The organism is Mycolicibacterium arenosum (assembly GCF_024320865.1).
Taxonomy (GTDB): Bacteria; Actinomycetota; Actinomycetes; order Mycobacteriales; family Mycobacteriaceae; genus Mycobacterium; species Mycobacterium arenosum.
Genome location: NZ_JANDBD010000001.1, coordinates 261,258 through 280,965 on the forward strand (window position 1 = coordinate 261,258; position 19,708 = coordinate 280,965).

19 protein-coding genes are annotated in these 19,708 nt (G+C 70.0%); 6 read left to right on the top strand and 13 right to left on the bottom strand.

Going from position 1 to position 19,708, the window contains the following annotated elements:
* Positions 1-32 precede the first annotated feature (32 nt).
* Both fdxA and dapC read left to right on the top strand, forming a co-directional pair.
* On the top strand, positions 33-353 hold the full coding sequence (gene fdxA, locus NM203_RS01370) for a ferredoxin (protein ID WP_255057794.1): 321 nt from the start codon (positions 33-35) through the stop codon (positions 351-353).
* Positions 350-1,459 (top strand): succinyldiaminopimelate transaminase, encoded by a 1,110-nt coding sequence (dapC, locus tag NM203_RS01375; protein WP_255057795.1) that lies wholly within the window; start codon positions 350-352, stop codon positions 1,457-1,459. Before fdxA ends, dapC begins: the two co-directional genes overlap by 4 nt.
* 3 nt (positions 1,460-1,462) lie before the next feature.
* Here the strand turns inward: dapC and NM203_RS01380 are convergent, their stop codons facing one another.
* Positions 1,463-2,737, bottom strand: a complete 1,275-nt coding sequence (locus NM203_RS01380; protein WP_255057796.1) for a glycosyltransferase — start codon at positions 2,735-2,737, stop codon at positions 1,463-1,465.
* Between the two features lie 156 nt (positions 2,738-2,893).
* On the opposite strand from NM203_RS01380, the gene NM203_RS01385 reads away from it, so the two are divergent.
* Both NM203_RS01385 and idi read left to right on the top strand, forming a co-directional pair.
* Complete coding sequence (locus tag NM203_RS01385) at positions 2,894-3,760, top strand: MerR family transcriptional regulator (protein WP_255057797.1); 867 nt, start codon at positions 2,894-2,896, stop codon at positions 3,758-3,760.
* Positions 3,761-3,813: 53 nt separating this feature from the next.
* The gene (idi, locus tag NM203_RS01390) at positions 3,814-4,398 is read left to right on the top strand and encodes an isopentenyl-diphosphate Delta-isomerase (RefSeq protein ID WP_255057798.1); all 585 of its coding nucleotides are present in this window, start codon (positions 3,814-3,816) and stop codon (positions 4,396-4,398) included.
* Here the strand turns inward: idi and NM203_RS01395 are convergent.
* The 7 genes from NM203_RS01395 to NM203_RS01425 form a co-directional block, all read right to left on the bottom strand.
* Positions 4,371-5,381: a DUF5914 domain-containing protein gene (locus tag NM203_RS01395; RefSeq protein WP_255057799.1), complete on the bottom strand. Its 1,011-nt coding sequence runs from the start codon at positions 5,379-5,381 to the stop codon at positions 4,371-4,373. The genes idi and NM203_RS01395 overlap by 28 nt on opposite strands.
* Positions 5,378-6,898: a hydroxysqualene dehydroxylase gene (locus NM203_RS01400; protein WP_255057800.1), complete on the bottom strand. Its 1,521-nt coding sequence runs from the start codon at positions 6,896-6,898 to the stop codon at positions 5,378-5,380. Before NM203_RS01400 ends, NM203_RS01395 begins: the two co-directional genes overlap by 4 nt.
* A complete protein-coding gene (locus NM203_RS01405; protein WP_255057801.1) occupies positions 6,895-7,617 on the bottom strand; it encodes a class I SAM-dependent methyltransferase in 723 nt (240 codons plus the stop codon). The genes NM203_RS01400 and NM203_RS01405 overlap by 4 nt, the downstream gene beginning before the upstream one ends.
* Before the next feature lie 14 nt (positions 7,618-7,631).
* Positions 7,632-8,576: a phytoene/squalene synthase family protein gene (locus NM203_RS01410; protein WP_255057802.1), complete on the bottom strand. Its 945-nt coding sequence runs from the start codon at positions 8,574-8,576 to the stop codon at positions 7,632-7,634.
* Positions 8,573-10,078 carry a phytoene desaturase family protein gene (crtI, locus tag NM203_RS01415; protein WP_255057803.1) on the bottom strand — a complete coding sequence of 502 codons (1,506 nt, stop codon included), beginning with the start codon at positions 10,076-10,078 and terminating at the stop codon, positions 8,573-8,575. Before crtI ends, NM203_RS01410 begins: the two co-directional genes overlap by 4 nt.
* Positions 10,078-11,157 (bottom strand): polyprenyl synthetase family protein, encoded by a 1,080-nt coding sequence (locus NM203_RS01420; RefSeq protein ID WP_255057804.1) that lies wholly within the window; start codon positions 11,155-11,157, stop codon positions 10,078-10,080. The genes crtI and NM203_RS01420 overlap by 1 nt, the downstream gene beginning before the upstream one ends.
* A 292-nt stretch (positions 11,158-11,449) precedes the next feature.
* Positions 11,450-13,021 carry a PucR family transcriptional regulator gene (locus tag NM203_RS01425; RefSeq protein ID WP_255057805.1) on the bottom strand — a complete coding sequence of 524 codons (1,572 nt, stop codon included), beginning with the start codon at positions 13,019-13,021 and terminating at the stop codon, positions 11,450-11,452.
* Between the two features lie 83 nt (positions 13,022-13,104).
* On the opposite strand from NM203_RS01425, the gene pruA reads away from it, so the two are divergent.
* A complete protein-coding gene (gene pruA, locus NM203_RS01430; protein WP_255057806.1) occupies positions 13,105-14,733 on the top strand; it encodes an L-glutamate gamma-semialdehyde dehydrogenase in 1,629 nt (542 codons plus the stop codon).
* 2 nt (positions 14,734-14,735) lie between these two features.
* Positions 14,736-15,686, top strand: a complete 951-nt coding sequence (locus NM203_RS01435; protein WP_255057807.1) for a proline dehydrogenase family protein — start codon at positions 14,736-14,738, stop codon at positions 15,684-15,686.
* Here the strand turns inward: NM203_RS01435 and NM203_RS01440 are convergent.
* Genes NM203_RS01440 through NM203_RS01460 form a run of 5 tightly spaced genes read right to left on the bottom strand, consistent with a single transcriptional unit; the run spans position 15,683 to position 19,688 of the window.
* The gene (locus NM203_RS01440) at positions 15,683-16,207 is read right to left on the bottom strand and encodes a pyridoxamine 5'-phosphate oxidase family protein (protein ID WP_255057808.1); all 525 of its coding nucleotides are present in this window, start codon (positions 16,205-16,207) and stop codon (positions 15,683-15,685) included. The genes NM203_RS01435 and NM203_RS01440 overlap by 4 nt on opposite strands.
* A 9-nt stretch (positions 16,208-16,216) precedes the next feature.
* Entirely contained in the window at positions 16,217-16,612 is a 396-nt protein-coding gene (locus tag NM203_RS01445) for a YybH family protein (protein ID WP_255057809.1), read from the bottom strand.
* Between the two features lie 57 nt (positions 16,613-16,669).
* The gene (locus tag NM203_RS01450) at positions 16,670-18,298 is read right to left on the bottom strand and encodes a nucleobase:cation symporter-2 family protein (RefSeq protein WP_255057810.1); all 1,629 of its coding nucleotides are present in this window, start codon (positions 18,296-18,298) and stop codon (positions 16,670-16,672) included.
* A 56-nt stretch (positions 18,299-18,354) separates the two neighbouring features.
* Positions 18,355-19,173 carry an endo alpha-1,4 polygalactosaminidase gene (locus tag NM203_RS01455; RefSeq protein WP_255057811.1) on the bottom strand — a complete coding sequence of 273 codons (819 nt, stop codon included), beginning with the start codon at positions 19,171-19,173 and terminating at the stop codon, positions 18,355-18,357.
* Positions 19,143-19,688 (bottom strand): NUDIX domain-containing protein, encoded by a 546-nt coding sequence (locus NM203_RS01460; protein WP_255057812.1) that lies wholly within the window; start codon positions 19,686-19,688, stop codon positions 19,143-19,145. Before NM203_RS01460 ends, NM203_RS01455 begins: the two co-directional genes overlap by 31 nt.
* Between the last annotated feature and the right edge of the window lie 20 nt (positions 19,689-19,708).

The following is a 19,708-nucleotide window of genomic DNA, read 5'->3' on the forward strand; positions in this document are numbered from 1 at the left end:
GACCAGCAGCCCACTGGACAGGAGAGACATCAGTGACGTACACGATTGCCGAACCCTGCGTCGACGTGAAAGACAAGGCATGCATCGAGGAATGCCCCGTCGACTGCATTTACGAGGGCGCACGCATGCTGTACATCCACCCCGACGAGTGCGTGGACTGCGGCGCGTGCGAACCGGTGTGCCCGGTCGAGGCCATCTACTACGAGGACGACGTCCCGGACCAGTGGAGCGGCTACACCCAGCACAACGCCGACTTCTTCGCTGAATTGGGGTCGCCGGGCGGCGCGTCCAAGGTCGGGCAGACCGACAACGACCCCGCCGCCGTCAAGGAACTGGCCCCGCAGGGCGAGTGACCACGAGAGCCGCATCCGTCTCGGCGCGGCTGCCGGTGTTCCCCTGGGACACCCTCGCCGACGCCACGAAGCGGGCGCGAGCGCATCCGGACGGCATCGTCGACCTGTCGGTGGGGACTCCCGTCGACCCGGTCGCGCCGGTGATCCGCGACGCTCTCGCGGCCGCCAGTAGTGCCCCCGGTTACCCGACCACGGCGGGCACGCCCACCCTGCGCGCGTCGGCACTCGCCGCTCTGGAACGCCGGTACGGCGTCTCCGGGGTGGCGCCCGACGCGGTGCTGCCGGTGATCGGCACCAAGGAGTTGATCGCCTGGTTGCCGACCCTGCTCGGGCTCGGCGGCGACGACATCGTGGTGGTGCCCGAACTCGCCTATCCGACCTACGACGTCGGCGCACGACTGGTGGGCGCCCAGGTGCTGCAAGCGGATTCGCTGACGCAGATCGGGCCGCGGATGCCGCGCCTGGTCTTCGTCAACTCGCCGAGCAACCCCACGGGCAAGGTGCTCGGCGTGGACCACCTGCGCAAGGTGGTCGGCTGGGCCCGTGAGCGTGACGTGCTCGTCGCGTCCGACGAGTGCTATCTCGGTCTCGGCTGGGAAGCGGAACCGGTGTCGGTGCTGCACCCGTCGGTGTGCGACGGCGACCACGCCAACCTGCTCGCGATCCACTCGCTGTCGAAGACGTCGTCGCTCGCCGGCTACCGCGCCGGGTTCGTGGCAGGCGACCCGCACGTGGTCGCGGAACTGCTCGCGGTGCGCAAGCACGCCGGGATGATGGTGCCGACGCCGGTGCAGGCCGCGATGGTGGCCGCACTCGACGACGACGAGCACGAACGCGAGCAGAAGAAGCGCTATGCACGACGCCGCGGCGTGCTGCTGACCGCAGTCCGCGACGCCGGCTTCACGGTCGAACACTCCGAGGCGGGCCTGTACCTGTGGGCCACCCGCGGCGAACCCGGCCGCGACACGCTGTCCTGGCTCGCCGACCGCGGCATCCTCGTCGCCCCCGGCGAGTTCTACGGTCCGCGCGGCGCGAACTTCGTCCGCATCGCGCTCACGGCCACCGACGAACGGATCGACGCCGCAGTCGCGCGGCTTGCCGAGTAGGCCTCAGCGCGTGACGGCGTGACTGTCCGCCAGTCGATCGGCCACGGTGTCCAGAGGTGTGGTGGCGGCGATCTCGGCGCTGAGCCGGCGCGCGGCGGACCGGTAGCTCGGCTCCCCGAGAACACGCTCGACGGCGGCGGCGACCTGCGCAGCTGACGGGTTTCCCGTTCCGACGTTCACGCCGACGCCCGCGTAGTCGACCCGAGCCGCCACCTCCGACTTGTCGGAGGTCTCGCCGGCGACGACGAGCGGCACCCCGTGGCTCAGCGCGTGGTGCACACCGCCGAAGCCGCCGTTCGTCACGACGACGTCGACGTGCGGCATCAGCTCGGAGTAGGGCACCCACTCGGTGACGACGGCGTTGGGGGGAGCGAGGTCTCGCAGCGCTCGCGTGTCCCGCCGCCCCGTGCTGGCCACCACCAGGAGGTCGTCTCGGTCGGCGAGGCCCAGCAGGGTGGGGAGCAGAAGCCGGTTCGGGTCGGCGTTGTCGAACGTGCCCTGGGTGACGTGTACGACGGTCCTGCGTCCGGCGAGTTCACTCCACCAACTCGGGCGGGCGAACTCCCGGTCGGTGATCGGCAGCACGGGACCGACGAAGCTGACGTTGTCGGGGAGGTCGCTGCGGGGATATTCGAGACCGGGCACCGACAACTGCAGGATGGCGTCCGCTGCGCGCAGCCACTCCGCGACGAACGTCGGTGCCGGCTCCGCCCCCGCGGACCGCAGCGCGCGATGGAAGTCGTTCTGGACGCCTCGGAACAGCACGCGGTGCGCGAAGGCGGTCATCGGGCGGTAGTCCTCGTTCGGCTGCGGGGACCACCCCATGCCGAACGGCGGGGTGTCCCGGCTCGACAGCGTCAGCGGACTGACATTGCACACCAGAATCGACGGTCGGCTCCGCGTCCCGAGAAGCAGCGGCAGCACCCCCGTGAATCCCACGTCGGTGAGCACGGCGTCGAAGTGCTCGCCGGCCAGCAGCCGGCTCACCGCCCGGTACTGGTCGTGCATCGGCGCGACGAACATCGAGCGCAGTTCGGCGCGACCGGCGAGGTAGCGCCGCAAGAGCGCGGGCAACCACGTCCGCCCGCCGGACGGGGCGTCGGTCGCCGCGACGGGAACCGGCGCCACGCGCAGTCCGGCCGCTTCGGCGGCCGCATGGTGATCGGCTCCGGTGAGCACCGTGATCTCGTGACCCAGTCCCGCCAGGTGCGCGCCGATGCGCACCATCGGCATGACGTGGCCCGAAAGCGGGCTTACCGGAAGCAGATAGCGAGCCATGCAGGATCTCCGACGGTGGGCGAGTGGGGCGCGGGGCGTAATGCACTCCCGGTGGCCCATTCAAACATCCGATTGCTCACCTAGACTGATCGCGCACAGGCGTCGACGACGGCGCTGCCACTGAGTTCGGCGTGCGGTCCCGGAGTAGCGAGGTCGATGAGTCCACAGCAGTCCGCCGCCGTGGACGACGCCTCGGCGAGTCTCTGCTATCCCGTCGGCGCCGTTGCCGCGCGCCTGGACCTTCCCATCGCCACGTTGCGCAGCTGGGCCCGCCGCTATCGAATCGGTCCGGCCGACCATCGGGCGGGTCAGCGAAGGCTTTACAGCGAGAGCGATATTCGCCGTTTTCAACGCATGGCCGAGTTGGTCCGGCAAGGGGTCAGTCCCAGTAGCGCCGCGCGCTCGGTGTTCGACGCCGAACGGTACGCGACCACGGATGTCACCACCCTGCTCGCCGCGGCGTGGGCGTTGGACGCGTACGCGTGCGACCGCCAGCTGGACAACCGGTTGCGCCGCGACGGCGTCATCGACACCTGGGACGGCTTGATCCGGCCGGCGTTCGACGCCCTCGCCGCACGCCAGCGGGAGGGGGCCGGGTGCCTCGACGTCGAGCACGTGCTGTCGTGGTCGGTGAGTCGGGCACTGCAGCGACTGCCGCTGCCCGTCGAGGTGGACAACCCGGTGATCGTGCTCTCCTGCATGCCCGGTGAGGTGCACACCCTGGCGTTGGAGGCGCTGCGAGCCGCGTTGGCCGAGCGCGGTCGGGCCACGGTGATGCTGGGGGCGGATACGCCGGTGGCCGCGGTGTTCGACGCGCTGTCTCATCTGAGCCGGACGGCGGAGGTCGTCCTCTGGGCGCACACTCACGCGACGGCGGACCCAAGCGCGGCGGCCGACGTGGTCGAGCGGATCGGGTCGGTGATGGTGGCGGGCCCCGGCTGGGCGACGACGGTTCGGCCGCCGGGTGCCACCTACCTCGAAGGGCTCGGCGACGCCGTGCGGAGGTTGCTCGGGGCCGCGTAGACTCCCGTGCATCGCCAGTGCATCGATTCGCGCATCGCGCCGGAAGGAGCCCCATGTCGTCGACGACCACGTCCGCACCCTCGGTCGAAGAGGAAGTGGTCCTGCTCGACGATGACGGCCGGGTCGTGGGCACCGCGTCGAAGGCATCGGTCCACGGCCCGAATACTCCTCTCCACCTTGCTTTCTCGTGCTACGTCTTCGATCGCGCGGGCAACGTACTGGTGACTCGTCGCGCGCTGGGGAAGCGGACCTGGCCGGGGGTGTGGACCAATTCGTTCTGCGGACATCCGGCGCCGGGGGAGGACGTGGCGGAGGCCGTCGTGCGACGGGCCGATGAGGAACTCGGCGTCACCCTTCACGACGTGAGGTGTGTGCTGCCCGACTTCCGTTATCGCGCGGTGGCAGCGGACGGCACCGTCGAGAACGAGGTGTGTCCGGTGTTCTGTGCCTGGACCGAAACGGAGCCGGCCGCGAGCCCGGCCGAGGTCATGGAGCACCGGTGGGTGCCGTGGGACGAACTGCGGGCCGCTGCCGACCTGTCGTGGGCGATCAGTCCGTGGGCCACGGCCCAGATCCCGCTGCTCGAGGACGCCGGTGTGCCGATCGACGGTCAGCGGGAGCGCGACCGCAGCGCGTAGAGCCGCTCGGCGTATACCAGGTCGTCGCGCCACAACCGGTGTGCCGCATGCCGCATGAACACGGCGATCACCGGTCGGGCCCGTAGCGCGTGCGCGAATCCCGGTCGCGCGGAATGTGCGACGACGGCCTCGATCACGGCCGTGCGCGGCCTGCCCTGCGCGTCGGCACCGAGCGGTGTGGCGTGCGTCTCGACCACGCTGCCCTCGCCTTCGCCCTCGACGATCCGCATGGTGATCGTGCGCGGTTCCGGGCTGGTGAACTCGGCGACGACCGGAACGCCGAGCCTGCCGATGTGGAAGGTGACCGCGACGAGGAACCGATCCTCGGCGGCGCTGACCGTGCCCTCGGCGGGCGGCGCTTCGAGCACCTCCAGCTGGGCGAACGAGTAGGGATGGAACCAGGATCCGTGCCAGGGATCCATGCGGTTGGCGATCACGTCCCGTGGTTCGCAGGTTCCGTCCAGGCGGGTCACCGCGGCGATCCGATGGCCCGTCGGCCGGGTGGGAAGCACCGGCGCGGGGGTGGGCGCCTCACCGCCGACGGCGTCGTGGCGAACCCAGAGCAGCACGCCGTCGTCGTGGCACGGAAACGGTGTCCAGTCGGCGCGCGGGTGACCGGTCAGTCGCAGGCCGTGCCACGGGCAGATTAGCGCGCCGCGGTCGACGCGACCCGTGCACAGGTCGGCACCGAGATGCGGGCACGCCGCCGGGGCGACGTGCGGGCGACCGTCCCCGTCGCGCCACGAGACCAGCTCGTGCCCGCCGACGGATGCGCTCCGCGGCGTGTCGGTCAGCTCGCTGCTCGCGCCGATCACATACCAGTTGCCGCTGGGGCGCTGGGCCGAACGTTCCAGTGCCGCATCGATGATCGCCGGATCGGCGTCGCGGTGCGTCGCCCGCTGCTCGCTCCAGGGCCGGGCGGGCAGGACGCGGAACGGAGACGCGTTCAGGACTCGGGTACTCAACTCGGTCAGGGTGCTCACGACGGAAACTGCCTTTCGGCCAATCGGTGCAGCGGGCGGTAGCGGCCGCTGGTGGGCACGGTGTGCAGCTCGTGCCCGGCCAGGCCGAAGCGTGCGAGTAGAGCGTTGGCCGCCAGCCAGCCCGTGGTGGCGGCGCGCTCCATCAGCGCCACCGGGAGGTCGACGCGGATGCCGTCACCGGCGAGCACCAGGCCGGGGTGCGGTGTGGCGACCGTAGGTCGACCGGCGAAGTCGCCGGGCGCGAAGCGAGGGCAGTCGGCGCGTACCAGGACCCGTTCGTCGACGATCCGGGCCGCGGCGGTCTCCGGGAACAGCTCGTGCAGTCGGCCGAGCAGGGCGGCCTTGACCTCGTCGGGGTCGTTGGTCGCGGCGTACGCGTGCAGTTCGACGACCGCCCCACCGGTGTGGGCAGCCCACTCGCGGGCCTCCCGCTCGTACCGGTTGAGCACGCTGACGTTGTCCAGCGGCGGCAGGCCGCCGGTGGCGAGGAACGCCGGTCGCGAGTCGTCGACCGGCCGGTCGAGCCACAGCCGGTGGACGACGAACGGCGCCGCGCCACCCAGGTTCGCGACCGCGGAGCGCCAGTTCTCGGTGCCGAGCGACGGTGACGCGTCGACGATGGCGCGCAATCCCGTGACGTCGGTCGCCAGCACCACGCCGTCGCCGGTGAACTCCGCGCCGGTGTCGACGCCGACCGCGAACCCGCCGTCCTCGCCGGGGACGGTGCGCAGCGCGACCCCCGTGTGGAACTTCACCCCGCGCTCTTCGAGCGTTGCGCGCAGCGGATTCCACAGCGCCACATCGAAGTTCGCGTTCGCGACGTCGAAGAGCAGGCCCTCGCTGGAGCCGAGGAAGTAGATGTGGAACATCGCGGCCAACTCGGCCGCCGAGAGGTCCCGCGGCCGGGAGAAGAAGCTGCGCGAGAAGACGTCGAAGGCGAGATGCCTTGCCGCGTAGGGGAAGTTGATATCGGTGAGGAAGCTCTCGGCGTCGACGTGATCGAGCTGCCGGTAGATCTCGGGAACCGATACCGCGATCAGCGGAGCCGCCTTCCGCGCATCGAGTCGAAGCAGGTCGCGCAGCCGGAACGTGGGGCTGCGCAACGCGAAGGCCAGCGCGTTGAGCGGCGGCGTCTTGGGGAGGTTGCGGAACGTGTCGGTGCGCCCCTCGGCGTCGACCAGCGGGTAGTCGTCGACGGGCGTCAGCATCGACAGGTCCGGGTCGACCCGGCGAAGCAGGCTGCGCAGGTTGTAGTACTGCCGGAAGAAGGCGTGGAAACCCCGGTTCATGGCGACGTCGGCGCCGCCCGCGGTGTCCGTCCAGCCGCCGACCCGACCGCCGAGGTGGACCTCGCGCTCGATGACGTCCACGTCGACACCGCGCTCGGCGAGTCCGGTGGCGGCGGTGAGGCCCGCGATACCCGCGCCGACCACCACGACGCGCGGTCGGCGCGCCAGGGCGTCGGCGTGCGCGAGGCCGGGCGCTGCCGGATGGGTGACGCGGCGGTTGTCGCTCATCGTGGCGCGCGCCCGATGAAGGTGTGCACGACGTTGCGCTGCCAGCCGGTGACCGTATGGCTCTCGACGTCCTCGAAACCGCTGTTGCGCAACCGGTCTCGAAAGCGTGAGGCACCGTCGAAGTCGTTCACGCTGGTGCGCAGGTAGCGGTACAGTGCGGCGTCCCCGGTGCGCAGCCGCGCCATCGGGATGATGACCGTCGACGCGACGACGTTCCACATCAGCCTGGCCAACCGTGAATCGGCCACGGAGTACTCGTGGATCACCAGCACGCCGCCCGGTCGGAGCAGCCTGCGGAACTCCTGCAGCGTGGCGTCCCGATCCGGGACGTTGCGGATCAGGTATGCGGCGAAGATCCCGTCGAAGTCGCGACCGGCGTCGGTCTGCGAAACCTGCTCGATGGGGCTGTGCACGAAGCGCACCGACGGCGGCCAGCGCTTCGCGCGTGCCTGCACCAGCATCCCGTCCGACCCGTCGACACCGACGATCTCGGCCTCTGGGGCGCAGGACAGCAGGGCCGCGGTCGAGGCACCGGTGCCGCAGCCGGCGTCCAGCAGGCGCAGTCCGGTTCCCGGTTGCGGCAGTCCCATTCGGGTGGCCGACAACCGCAGATGGGCGTGATAACCGGGATTCGCGCCCACCAGACCGTCGTAATACGGACCGTTGGCGTCGAACCCGGTGAGAACGTCCGGTGTGGACGTCGCGCGGTCATTGCTCATCGACGGAACTCCTGTCAGCTGTCCTTGCGCCGCCGCGCCCACCACGCCCTGCTCAGCCCGATTGCGGCGACCTTCAGTCGGCGCCGGTTGCCGACGCTGGCACGTTTGTCGAACACGGCGTAGTCGAGTTCCTCGATGCGGTCCAGGATTTCGGAGTACAGGGTCAGTGCCGTTGCGACGCAGGCGCGTGATCGGGGACTGAGCAGCGGGACGCCCTGGCGGGCGTAGTCGTAGGTGCGCCGGGTGACGGCGATCTGTTCGGTCAGTGCGCGACGCACCTTGATGTCGGTGCTGCGGTGTTCGTGACACCAGGTGAGCACGTCGCGGTCGACACCGTGCACGGCGAGCTCGTCGGCGGGCAGGTAAACCCGACCGCGCTCCAGGTCCTCGTCGACGTCGCGCAGGAAGTTGGTGAGCTGGAAGGCCTTCCCGAGGCCGGCGGCGTACGGCGCGGCGTCCGATCTGGGACCGACGGTGCCCAGCACCGGCAGCAGTTGCAGTCCGATGACCTCGGCCGAGCCGTACATGTAGCGTTCGAGCGCGGCCCGGTCGGGATAGTCCGTGATGGTCAGGTCCATCCGCATCGATTCGATGAAGTCCGCGAACAGGTCCCAGGCGATGTCGTACGTGCGCGCACTGTGCGTCACCGCCGCCAACGTGGGGTCGGCGTGGTCCGTGTCGCCCGATGTCAGCGCGGCGAAGAGTTCGGCGGCGAGTGCGTCGAGTCGCGCTTCGCGTTCGGCGAGGCTGAGCCCGCTGTCGACGTCGTCGAGGATGTCGTCGGCTCGCCGGGCGAACCCGTACAGCGCGTGGACGGCCGGGCGCTGGTCGGGCGCGAGCAGGCGGGTGGCCAGGAAGAAGGTCCGCCCGTACTGCGCGTTGATGACCCTGCACTGCCGATACGCTTCGCGCAGTTCGGGATTCCGCACCCCCGCCGCGTCGAGTTCCTTGCTGATCATGGCCGCACCGCCTTCGCTTCGCCGCCGTGCACGCGGGTTCCGATGATTCGCTCCGCGGCAAGCCGACCGGAGATGATCGCGGTCGGCACCCCGACACCGGGGACCGTCGACGACCCGGCGAGCACGGCGTTGTCGATGCCGCGCACGGTGTTGGCCGGGCGGAAGGGCCCCGTCTGGCTGAACGTGTGGGCCAGCGCGAAGGGCGTTCCCGCCGCCATGCCCTGGCGAGCCCAGTCGGACGGGTCGACCACGTGCAGGATCTCCGGATCCAGGCCGACCTCGGGCAGCCTGGCGGTGACCGCGGCCAGCATGCCCTCGACGTAACCCGTTCCCGCAGTGGCCCAGTCGATCACGCCGACGTCGGTGTTCGGCGCGGGGGCCAGGACGTAGAGCAGGTCGCGACCCGGTGGGGCGAGGCTGGGGTCACTGGCGGTGGGACGGGTGACCAACAGGGACGGATCGGACATCGTGCGCCCGTCGTCGATTATCTCGCGGAACGTCTGCTCCCACGCCTCGCCGAAGACGATGGTGTGGTGCGCGCTGTCGGGGACGGCTCGGCATCCGATGTGGGCCACCACGGCCGACGGTGCCGCGCGCACCGGGATCAGGCGGCGCGGCGTGCGGCCGAGCAACCGGTAGGTGTCCGGTAGCTCGGTGGTGAGCACCACGGCGTCCGCGGCGATGCGCTCGCCCGCGGAGGTGCGGACCGCGGTGACCGACGAGCCCTGGCGATCCAGGGCGGTGACCGTTGCGCCGTAGACGAACTGGACGCCCGCGTTCTCGGCGGCCGCCGCCATCGCGTCGGGAACCGCGCGCATCCCGCCGACCGGGAAGTACACCCCGGAGATGGTGTCCATGAACGCGATCACGGCGTAGACGGCGAGGGCCCGCTGAGGCGGCACCCCCGCGTACAGCGCCTGGAAGGTGAACACGCGGCGCAGCTGCTCATCGGCGATGAACTTGCGAACCACGTTGTCCCACCGGCGGAATGCGCCCATGGCGACCAGCCGGGCGAGTCCCGGAGTCACCAGCGACAGCGGTGAGTCGAAGTTCGATCCGATGAACCCGTCGAACTCGAGCTCGTACAGCTTGGTCAGCCATTCGCGCAGGCGTCGGTACCCCGCCGCCTCGCCGGGGCCGGCGAACCGTTCCACCTCGCGGGCCATCGCGTCCGCGTCGCTGAAGACGTCGATGTGGCGTCCGTCGGCGAAGGACGCGCGATAGGCCGGTGCGCCGGGGATCAGGGTCAGCCGCTGCGCCACCGAGTCGCCGACGGCGGCGAGCGCCTCGTCGATGAGTTCGGGCATCGTCAGCACCGTGGGCCCGGTGTCGAGCCGGTACCCGTTGATGTCGGCGCGCCCCATCCGTCCGCCGGGGTGTTCGCCGCGCTCGATGACGGTGACCCGGACGCCGCGACCGGCGAGGTGCAGCGCCGCCGACAGGCCCGCCAGCCCCGCTCCGACCACCACCACGTGCTCGTCGATTCCGCGCCGAAGCTTCATCACGCCGCCCGCTCGCTGCAGCTGATCGCCATGTCCGCGAGCGCGCCGGCCGCGGCGCCGCTCACCTCGAGCGCGTCGAGATGCGACAGCGCGCGCGAGACTCTCTCGTCGATCATCCGCTCGACCCCGTCCACTGCTCCAGACTGCAGGATGAGCGTTCGCAACCGCTCGATATCGCACGGGCTCAGTTCCGGTAGACGTGTCAGCTCGATGAGCTCGCGCTGCGCTTCGGGTGTTGCCAGCCGGTGGGCCATGACCACCACGGAGGTCGCCTTTCTCGCTACGAGGTCGACGCCGGCGGGTTTGCCGGTCAGCGACGGTGATCCAGTGACGTCCAGGAGGTCGTCGCGGAGTTGGAAGCACTCGCCGATCAACTCGCCGTAGGCGCCGAGTCCCGCGATGACCTCGTCGTCGCAGCGCGCCAGCGCCGCGCCCAACTCGAGCGGACGGCGCACGGTGTAGTTACCCGACTTCCGCCGCAGGACGGCCATCACCGCGTCCAAGGTCGGCAACGCGGCCGCGTCGTTGACCAGATCGGCGAACTGGCCGACGGCCAACTCCACCCGCATGTCGTCGTATCGCCACCAGCATCGCGCCAGATCGTCGGCGGGGAGGCCGCTGTCGCGAAGCATCTGCTCGGACCACACCAGGCAGAGGTCCGCCAGCAGCACGGCGGCCGACTCGCCGAACCGGATCGCGGAGCCTGGAAGGGAACGACCGCGATGCCAACCCGCGAAGGTGACGTGGGCGGCGGGCCGTCCGCGCCGAAGCGCCGACTCGTCCATGACGTCGTCCTGGATCAGGGCGAAGGCGTGTAGCAGTTCGAGGCTGGCCGCGGCACGGAGAGCGGCGTCGTCGTCAGCCGCCCCGGCGAGCCAGCCGAGATACATGAAGGTCGAACGGACGCACTTGCCACCGGTCAGGTAGTTCCGCAGCACCGTTGCGGTCTGCCCGACACCCGCATCGGCCAGGCGCCGGAGGCACTGCTCCTCGAGAAACGCATCCACCTCGCGCTGAACGGCCGATCTGAGGCCGGTGCGCCACGCGTCGTCGAGCCGGTGCGGCGCTGGCTCCACCACAGTGTGACGTTCTCGATTCACCCGACACCTTTCGCGAACACGGCAGCGAGGCCTGCTGGAGATGCATCGCATACGCATCGAACCTTAGTCGACACGTGTGCGATGCGCGCGCGAGCGTCACCCCCCGAACCGTCGTCGATTTCCTCTCGTACTGGCGCTTTCTCAGGCGTGAACGGTCTCTGAACGGTCATGGTGCGGGCCGTCGGTGGAGTCACGAAGTCGTCATATCTCGCGACACACCATGGTGGGCCCGTACCCCCGTTCGCCGCAGGCAAACAACTGGATCAGTGGGCTATCCCGTTGCCCGCAGACCCAGCGACAGCAGCAGTCGGACATCGGGATCGGCCAACGAGGTGCTGAGCAGTTCCTCGATCCGCCGCACCCGGTAGCGCACGGTGTTCGGATGCACGTGCAGCCACTGGGCGGCCGCGCCGACGTCGCCGAAGCAGTCGAGGTAGGCGCGCAGGGTGTCCGCGAGCGCCGGATCGGACGCGCGCAACTCGCGCACCCGAGGGTCGATCAGCCGCTCGTCGGCGGCGACCAGCGTGACGATCTCGTCCAGCAGCACCGTGGTGCGGGCCTCCGCCAGCGAGGTGACCACGCCCAGCGCCCCCGGATGCCGCTCCGCGCTGTCCAGCACCCGGTCCACCTCGGCGCGGGCAGCTGCCACACCGTCGAGACCCGTTGTGGGAGTCGCGATCACCGCGCGCAACTCGAGGCCCAGCTCGCGTTGCAGCGTCGCGATGGTGCCTCGGATCCACGACATCGCAGCCGACGCCTTACCGCTGTGCGGCAGCAGCACGTACACCCGTGCGCCTTCGGCGGTGACTTGGGCGTCGTGTCGAAAAGCGCTGGCGCTCAGCGCCAGGACGTCGAGGAGCCGAGCCGGCACATCGCCGGCGCTGACGAACCCGATCACGGCGACCCTGCCGTCGGTGGCGAGGCCGAGTTCGCGGGCGGTGGCGGCGATATCGACGTCGGCGTCGCGCAGGCCGAGTAGCTCCTGCACCCGAACCGCGTGTGTCGAGGGTGCCGCGGCGAGCCGGGCCAGGATCCGCGCGGCCAGCACCGACGCTCCGCGCAACACCTCGTCGGCGTCATCGGCGGGCGGACGGGAGCCCTCCTGCACCCAGATGGTGCCGGCGAACACGGGTCCCCGGCCGCGGTCGGCGAGGTGGATCCCGACCGCGCGCCGGGGGCGCAGCCCCAGTTCGGGGCGCGCGTCGACGCGCACCACGTCCTGGCTCGCGCGCAACGCGTCGAAGATGCCCTCGCGGCCGATCCAGGCGAGGTGCTCGGGAGGCCCCGCCCGGCCGAGGATCGAGAGCCGGCGCAGCTCGTCGGCCTCGTCGTTGGACGCCGAGTACGCGAGCACGTGCGACTGACCGTCCTCGATGCTGACCATGCCGTGCGTGCGTTCGGCGATCGACTGCGCCAGCCCGAACAGGTCGGTCCCGGAGTCCTGCAGCGGGTCGGCACGGTCGCCGTGGTGCTCGAAGACGTGGTCGATGAGCCGGTACAACCGCTCCCACCGGGCGCGCGGTTCGACCGCCACCACCGCCGTGCCCGCGCCGATCGCGCGAGCGATGACCGCGGCGGACGGTTCCTTGACGAAGATCGCCGCGGGGGTGCGCGGCGCCTGGCGCACCAGCCAGGACAGCACGTCGTCATCGCCGACGCCCAGGAGCAGGAACACGTCGGCGGACACCGAGGCGGCCGCCAGGCCGAGGCGCACGTCGTCGGGATCGATCAGCGCCGCCGACCCGACCGGCAGGTCCAGCCCACGCGGCGCCTCGACCAAGCGCACCATCGTCGCGTCCAGCGCGAGCAGCAGTTGACCCAGGCTGACACCCGCGGTGATCATGATGTGGAAGTCTACTAACGGGATCGTGAACTTTGGCCGATTCGCCAACGGTTCAACGGGGTGGTGCGCGGGAACCTAAGGGCATGGACGCCATCACCTCGGTTCCGCTGCCGGCCAACGAGCCCATCCACGACTACGCGCCGGGCAGCCCCGAGCGGGCCCGCCTGACCGCCGCCCTCGGCGAGCTCGCCGCGGCGCCGATCGACCTCCCGCACGTGATCGGCGGAACGCACACGATGGGTGGCGGTGACCGCATCGACGTCGTGCAGCCGCACCGCCACCGATCCGTGCTCGGCACGCTGACCAACGCCACCCACGCCGATGCGACCGCCGCGGTCGACGCCGCGATCGCCGCCAAAGCGGAGTGGGAGGCCACCCCCTTCGACGAGCGCGCCGCGGTGTTCCTGCGCGCCGCCGACCTGCTCGCCGGACCCTGGCGCGAGAAGATCGCCGCCGCCACCATGCTCGGCCAGTCCAAGACCGCCTACCAGGCCGAGATCGACTCGCCCTGCGAGCTCGTCGACTTCTGGCGCTACAACGTGGCGTTCGCCCGCCAGATCCTGGCGCAGCAGCCGGTCAGCGGCCCTGGCGTGTGGAACCGCACCGACTACCGACCGCTCGAGGGGTTCGTCTACGCGATCACGCCGTTCAACTTCACCGCCATCGCGGGCAACCTGCCTACCGCGGCCGCGCTGATGGGCAACACCGTGGTGTGGAAACCGTCAGTCACGCAGACGTTCTCGGCGTATTTGACCATGCAGCTGCTCGAAGCCGCCGGCCTTCCCGCCGGGGTCATCAACCTCGTCGCGGGTGACGGCTACGCGGTGTCCGACGTCGTCCTGGCCGACCCGCGGCTGGCCGGCATCCACTTCACCGGTTCCACCGCGACGTTCCAGCATCTGTGGCGCGAGGTCGGCACCAACATCGTTCGGTACCACACGTATCCGCGCCTGGTGGGGGAGACCGGCGGCAAGGACTTCGTCGTCGCGCATCCCTCAGCACGTCCGGATGTGTTGCGTACGGCGCTGATTCGCGGTGCCTTCGACTACCAGGGGCAGAAGTGCTCGGCGGCGTCGCGGGCGTTCGTCGCGAGATCGGTGTGGGCGAAGATGGGTGACGACTTCCTGGCGGCCACCGAGGCGCTGACGTACGGCGACGTGGCCGATCTGTCGAACTACGGCGGCGCGGTCATCGACGACCGCGCGTACGCCAAGAGCGCCCGCGCCGTGGAGCGAGCCAAGAGCGCGCCCGGCGTCACGATCGCCGTCGGCGGTGAATGCGACGACAGCGAGGGCTATTTCGTCCGCCCGACCGTGTTTCTGTCCGACGACCCGACCGACGAGGCGTTCCGGGACGAGTACTTCGGGCCGATCCTGGCCGTCCACGTCTACGACGACGACGCGTGGGACGACGTGCTCGGCGTCGTCGACGGCGGCTCGACGTACGCGCTGACCGGTGCGGTGATCGCCGACGACCGCGCCGCGGTGCTGGACGCCGAACGCCGGCTACGGCACGCGGCGGGCAACTTCTACGTCAACGACAAACCCACCGGTGCGGTGGTCGGCCAGCAGCCCTTCGGCGGGTCGCGGGCATCCGGCACCAACGACAAGGCGGGCTCGGCGCTGAACCTGCTGCGGTGGACCTCGGCGCGCTCCATCAAGGAGACGTTCGTCCCGCCGACCGTGCACACCTACCCGCACATGGAGGTCTGACGATGACGGTGTTCTCTCGAGTGGCCCGGCCCGCGATTCTGGCGGCGAGCCGCTCGAAACGACTGCGCCGCACGGCCGAGCGCCTGCCTGTCACGCGCGACGTCGTGAACCGGTTCGTCCCCGGCGAGACCGTGGAAGACGCTCTGGGTTCGGTTGCGGTACTGCGGGATTCGCGTCGCTTCGTCACGATCGATTACCTGGGTGAGGACACGACCGACCAGGACACCGCCGCCGCCACCGTGCAGTCCTACCTCGATCTTCTGGACGGGCTGGCGCAGCGTGACGAGCCCGCGGGCGGGCCGCGTCAGCTCGAGGTGTCGCTGAAACTGTCGGCGCTGGGCCAGGCGCTGCCGCGCGACGGCGAGAAGATCGCGATGGAGAACGCGCACACCATCTGCACGCGGGCTCGCGACGTCGGCGCCTGGGTCACCGTTGACGCCGAGGACCACACGACCACCGACTCGACGCTGTCGATCGTGCGCGACCTGCGTTCCGACTTCCCGTGGCTGGGCACGGTGCTGCAGGCCTATCTCAAGCGCACCGAGGGGGATTGCAGGGAGTTCGCGGCGTCCGGCGCTCGAATCCGGTTGTGTAAGGGAGCCTATGACGAACCGGCGTCAGTGGCGTTCCGCGAGCGCGCGGAGGTCACCGAGTCGTACCTGCGCTGCCTGCGCGTCCTCATGGCCGGCAGCGGCTATCCGATGGTGGCGTCCCACGATCCGGAGATCATCGACGCGGTGCCCGCGTTGGTGCACGAGTTCGGTCGTGGCATAGAGGATTTCGAGTACCAGATGCTGTACGGCATCCGCGACGCCGAGCAGCGCCGGCTGGCCGAACTCGGCCACGTCCGGGTATACGTGCCGTTCGGCTCCGAGTGGTACGGCTACTTCGTGCGACGGCTGGCGGAGCGTCCCGCGAACCTGGCGTTCTTCGTCCGGGCGCTGGTGGACTAGAGGTCGTAGCGCGTCGCCCCGTACGGCTCCCTGGTGCCGAACGCGTACACCGTCGTCGGATCCATTCGGAACACGTAGTAGGGCGGCTTGCCGCCGGACGGCGCGCTGAATTCCGCGGTGAGGGCGTCGCCGTCGACCTCGCACGGCCAGTCGTCGGCCAATGCGGTTGCCACGGCGTCCAGTTCGGGCCCACCGGTCACGCGTGTGGCGGTGCCCTCGAGGACCAGGTCGAACGGATCGGTCGCGAGGCAGAGCACGCACCGCCCGTCGTGTGCGAGGTTGCGCGACTTCCGCGTCTCGGCGCTGGAGTTGAAGTACCACACCCCGTCGACCGACACGACGCCGAGCGGCCGGACGTGCGGGACGCCGCTCGCACCGATGGTGGTGAGCCAGGCGGTGTGTCGGCTGGGGCCGCCGGTCCCCGGCGCCTGCGGGACGTTGGTCTTGAGCTGTTGCTCGACGGCGTCCCACTCGATGGGCGGGGAGTTGTACCCGTCCAGATTCCTCGTTGCGTTCGGCATGGCGTGCTCCTAGTCCGTGTCCGGGAACGAGTGGTGCTCGTGGCGGATCAGCCACTTCCCGTCGACCTTGCGCAGGCCCATCGTGAGCCGCAGCCGGTTGTCGGGATTCTCGGCGAACTCCTTCTCACCACCGCATTTCAGCAGCCCGAAGGCGAACGCGACGTCGTCACCGGCCTCGACGTCGAGTTCGAGGAGTTCGAATGTCGCACCGCTGCGGATGAAGTCGAAGAACGGCGGCCAGCAGTCGCGGTACGCCTGTGCCCCGCGAATGCCCTCATACGGCGGCGGGACGTCGAACATCACGATGTCGTCGGCGTGTGCGGCGGTGACGGCGTCGAGGTCGCAACCCCTGATGCCGTCGACCCAGCGGGTGATCAGCGTGCGGATATCGGATTCGGCGCTCATGATGCGCTCCTTTCGTCACAGGTACCGACCGCGACGGAGCGCTGTACTCATCGCGGCTCAGCCGCCTCTGGCCGAGAACCTGCCCTCGGTGACCTCGTCCCACTTATCGCACACCGCGGTGACCTGTTCGTCGCCCTGGTCGCGAATCCATGCGCACGTTTCGCGGTCCGTCGACGGGTTGGTCACGATGATGGTGCGCAGTTCCGGGCGTTCCTCGGCGAGTGCGCGCAGCCGCTCGGGCGGGGTGGACGGATCCGCCGCGCGCAGCGCATCAAGCGGATCGGGCAGCGCGCCGCGCGGGGCGTCATAGGCCGCCAGATCCGAACCCGGCTCTGGCACCGCGCGTCCGGAGTTCAGCAGCAGGTTCAGCGCGATCGCCGTGATCGCCCCCGCCGAGATGCCGGAGTGGAAGATGGTCTGGAACCAGTCGGGGAACTTCGCGTACAGATCGAGGGCGACGTTGACGGGTGCTTGGGGATCGGGGCCGAGCGTCCGATCGGTGTAGTACAGCTTGGCCTCGGTCAGCATCGCGACACCGATCGAGATCGCCACCACCAGGATGTTGGTGTTGTCGAACGTCACCTTCGCCAGCGTGCGCACGCCGCTGGCCGCCACCATCCCGAACAACGCCACGCCTGCTCCGCCCAACACCGCCAACGGGATTCCCTCGACGACGGCCGCCATCTTGGGCAGCAGGCCGAGGAGAACGAGGATGACGCCCGCACCCGTGGCGACGTGGCGGGTCTTGACGCCCGTGATGGCGACCAGTCCGACGTTCTGTGCGAACGCGGTGTACGGGAACGTGTTGAACACGCCGCCGATGACCGTGCCCAGCCCGTCGGCCCGCAAGCCGTCGGCCAGTTTGCCCGGCGTGATCTTCTCGTCGACGATCTCGCCGACGGCCACGATGTCACCCGTCGTCTCGGTCATGATGACGATCGCCACGATGAGCAGGGCGATGATCGAGCTGACTTGGAACGACGGCAGTCCGAACTGGAACGGCGTGACGAACCCGAACCAGCTGTACTCGCCCATGTGGCTCCAGTCGGTCATCCCCAGCGGGACGGCGACCAGCGTGCCGACGACGAGGCCGAGCAGGATCGACACCCGCCGCATGCCCTCGGGAGCGAACCGCTCGATGGCGATGATCACGATGAGCGTGAAGAAGCCCATCCCGATGGCCTTGGGATCACCGAAGTTCGGGCCGGTCCCGCCGCCGAACCAACCGGCCGCCACGCGCATCAGCGAGACGCCGATGATCAGGATGATCGTGCCCGTGACGAGTGGCGGGAAGAAGCGGATGAGCCTGCCGAACACCGGGGCCAGCAGGATCATGAACAGCCCGCACGCGATCACCGCGCCGTAGATCGCGTTGACGCCGTGGTTGGACCCGATCGTGATCATCGGGCCGACCGCTGCGAACGTGACGCCCTGCATCAACGGCAGCCGGACCCCGAACCGCCAGAATCCGACGGCCTGGATGATCGTGGCGATGCCCGCGACGAACAGGTCGGCCATGATCAGGTGCACGATGTCGGACTGCTGCAACCGACCGGCGCCGACCATGGCGCCGCCGACGATCAGCGGAACCGCCACCGCACCCGCGTACATCGCGAGGACGTGCTGGATCGACAGCGGGATCAGGCGTTTCAGCGGTGGGATGTCGTCTACCGCGCGGGTCGTCATCGCCCAATCCTTCGGGCGATCCGTTTCGCAGGCTTCTCACAGGCGTGACCGCGCGGTTACGGGCACTGTGCGTAGACGTGGCCGACTGCTCCCGCAGGTGCCAGGTCGCGGTCGCGCAGGATCGTGAGCGGCGCGCGGCCGTCGTCCGCGCAGACGCTGTCGAACGGCGCGGGCAGGTTGTCGGTGTACTCGATCTGCAACACGTGCCTGCCGTAGGCGCGCGAGTACGACGCGCACTCGTCGAACGCGGCGCACTCCTCGGCGACGGCGAAGTCGAATCCGAGGCCGCGGCCCTGTTCGGTGAACTCGGCAGCGTTCTTCTGCGCGGCGGCCAGGCCGTGGCCGTGGGCCAGCGCGACGTAGCGTCCGGCGAGGTCGAACGCGCCCGCCCGGTCGATGCGCGGGAACCGCGCGAACGTGTCGAGGTTGTCGATCTCGACGGCGTCGAAGCCGTTGCGCGCGCACTCCTCGAGCACCGGACCCACCACCTCGACGATCGTCGCGCGCTGCGCCTCGGTCGACGGGTCGAGGACGTACTCGTCCGCCCAGTCGGGGTCGACCACCGGTTGGCCGGCGGCGTCGCGCAGCAGCGCGCTGCCGTGGCGGGTCAGCCAGTCGTCGCTCTCACCCGGCTGGGTCTGAAAACCGTTGACGTAGCACACGTTGTACGCGCCGGCCAGCGGTCGGTCCGACGTATCGCGTGCCACCACGGCCAGCCCGGCCGTGTCGTAAGCACCGCCGAGTTGATAGTCGAACGAGCCCCGATCGGGTGGCAGCCGATGCTCGGCGGTGGCCGGCGGCGCGCACGCGGCCAGCACCCCGACCGCCACCGCGATCGGAAGTCTCACCGGTCGGCGAGCCGCAGGAGCGTCCACGCGGCGATGGTCTGCGCGTCGGTGATCTCGCCACTGCGGATCATCGCCTCGATCTGCGCCCCGCTGAACCAGTCGCTGTGCATGTCCTGCTCCTCGTGTTCGCGGTCGTGCTCGCCCTGGGTGAGGCCGGTCGCCAGCCACACCCAGCCGCGCTGGCTGCTCATCCCCGGTGCGACGTCGAGCTGCCCGAGGACCACCATCGACTCGGCACGCAGGCCCGTCTCCTCGCGCAGTTCGCGGGCCGCCAACTCGTCGGCCGCGGGTTCGTCGCCGCCGAGCGATCCGGGTGCGGTGCCCTGCGGAAACTCCCAGCGCCGCAACCCGATCGGATAGCGGAACTGCTCGACCAGCTGATAGCGATCGCCGTCGCGCGCCACGATCAGCGCGTACGCCGGCTTGTCGACGACGCCGTAGATGCCGGAACTGCCGTCCGGACGGCGCACGTCGTCCTCGCGCACGATCATCCACGGATTCCGGTAGACCTCGCGCGACGCGACGCGTTCGATGGGATGCACGGCGACCAGTATCTCCCGGC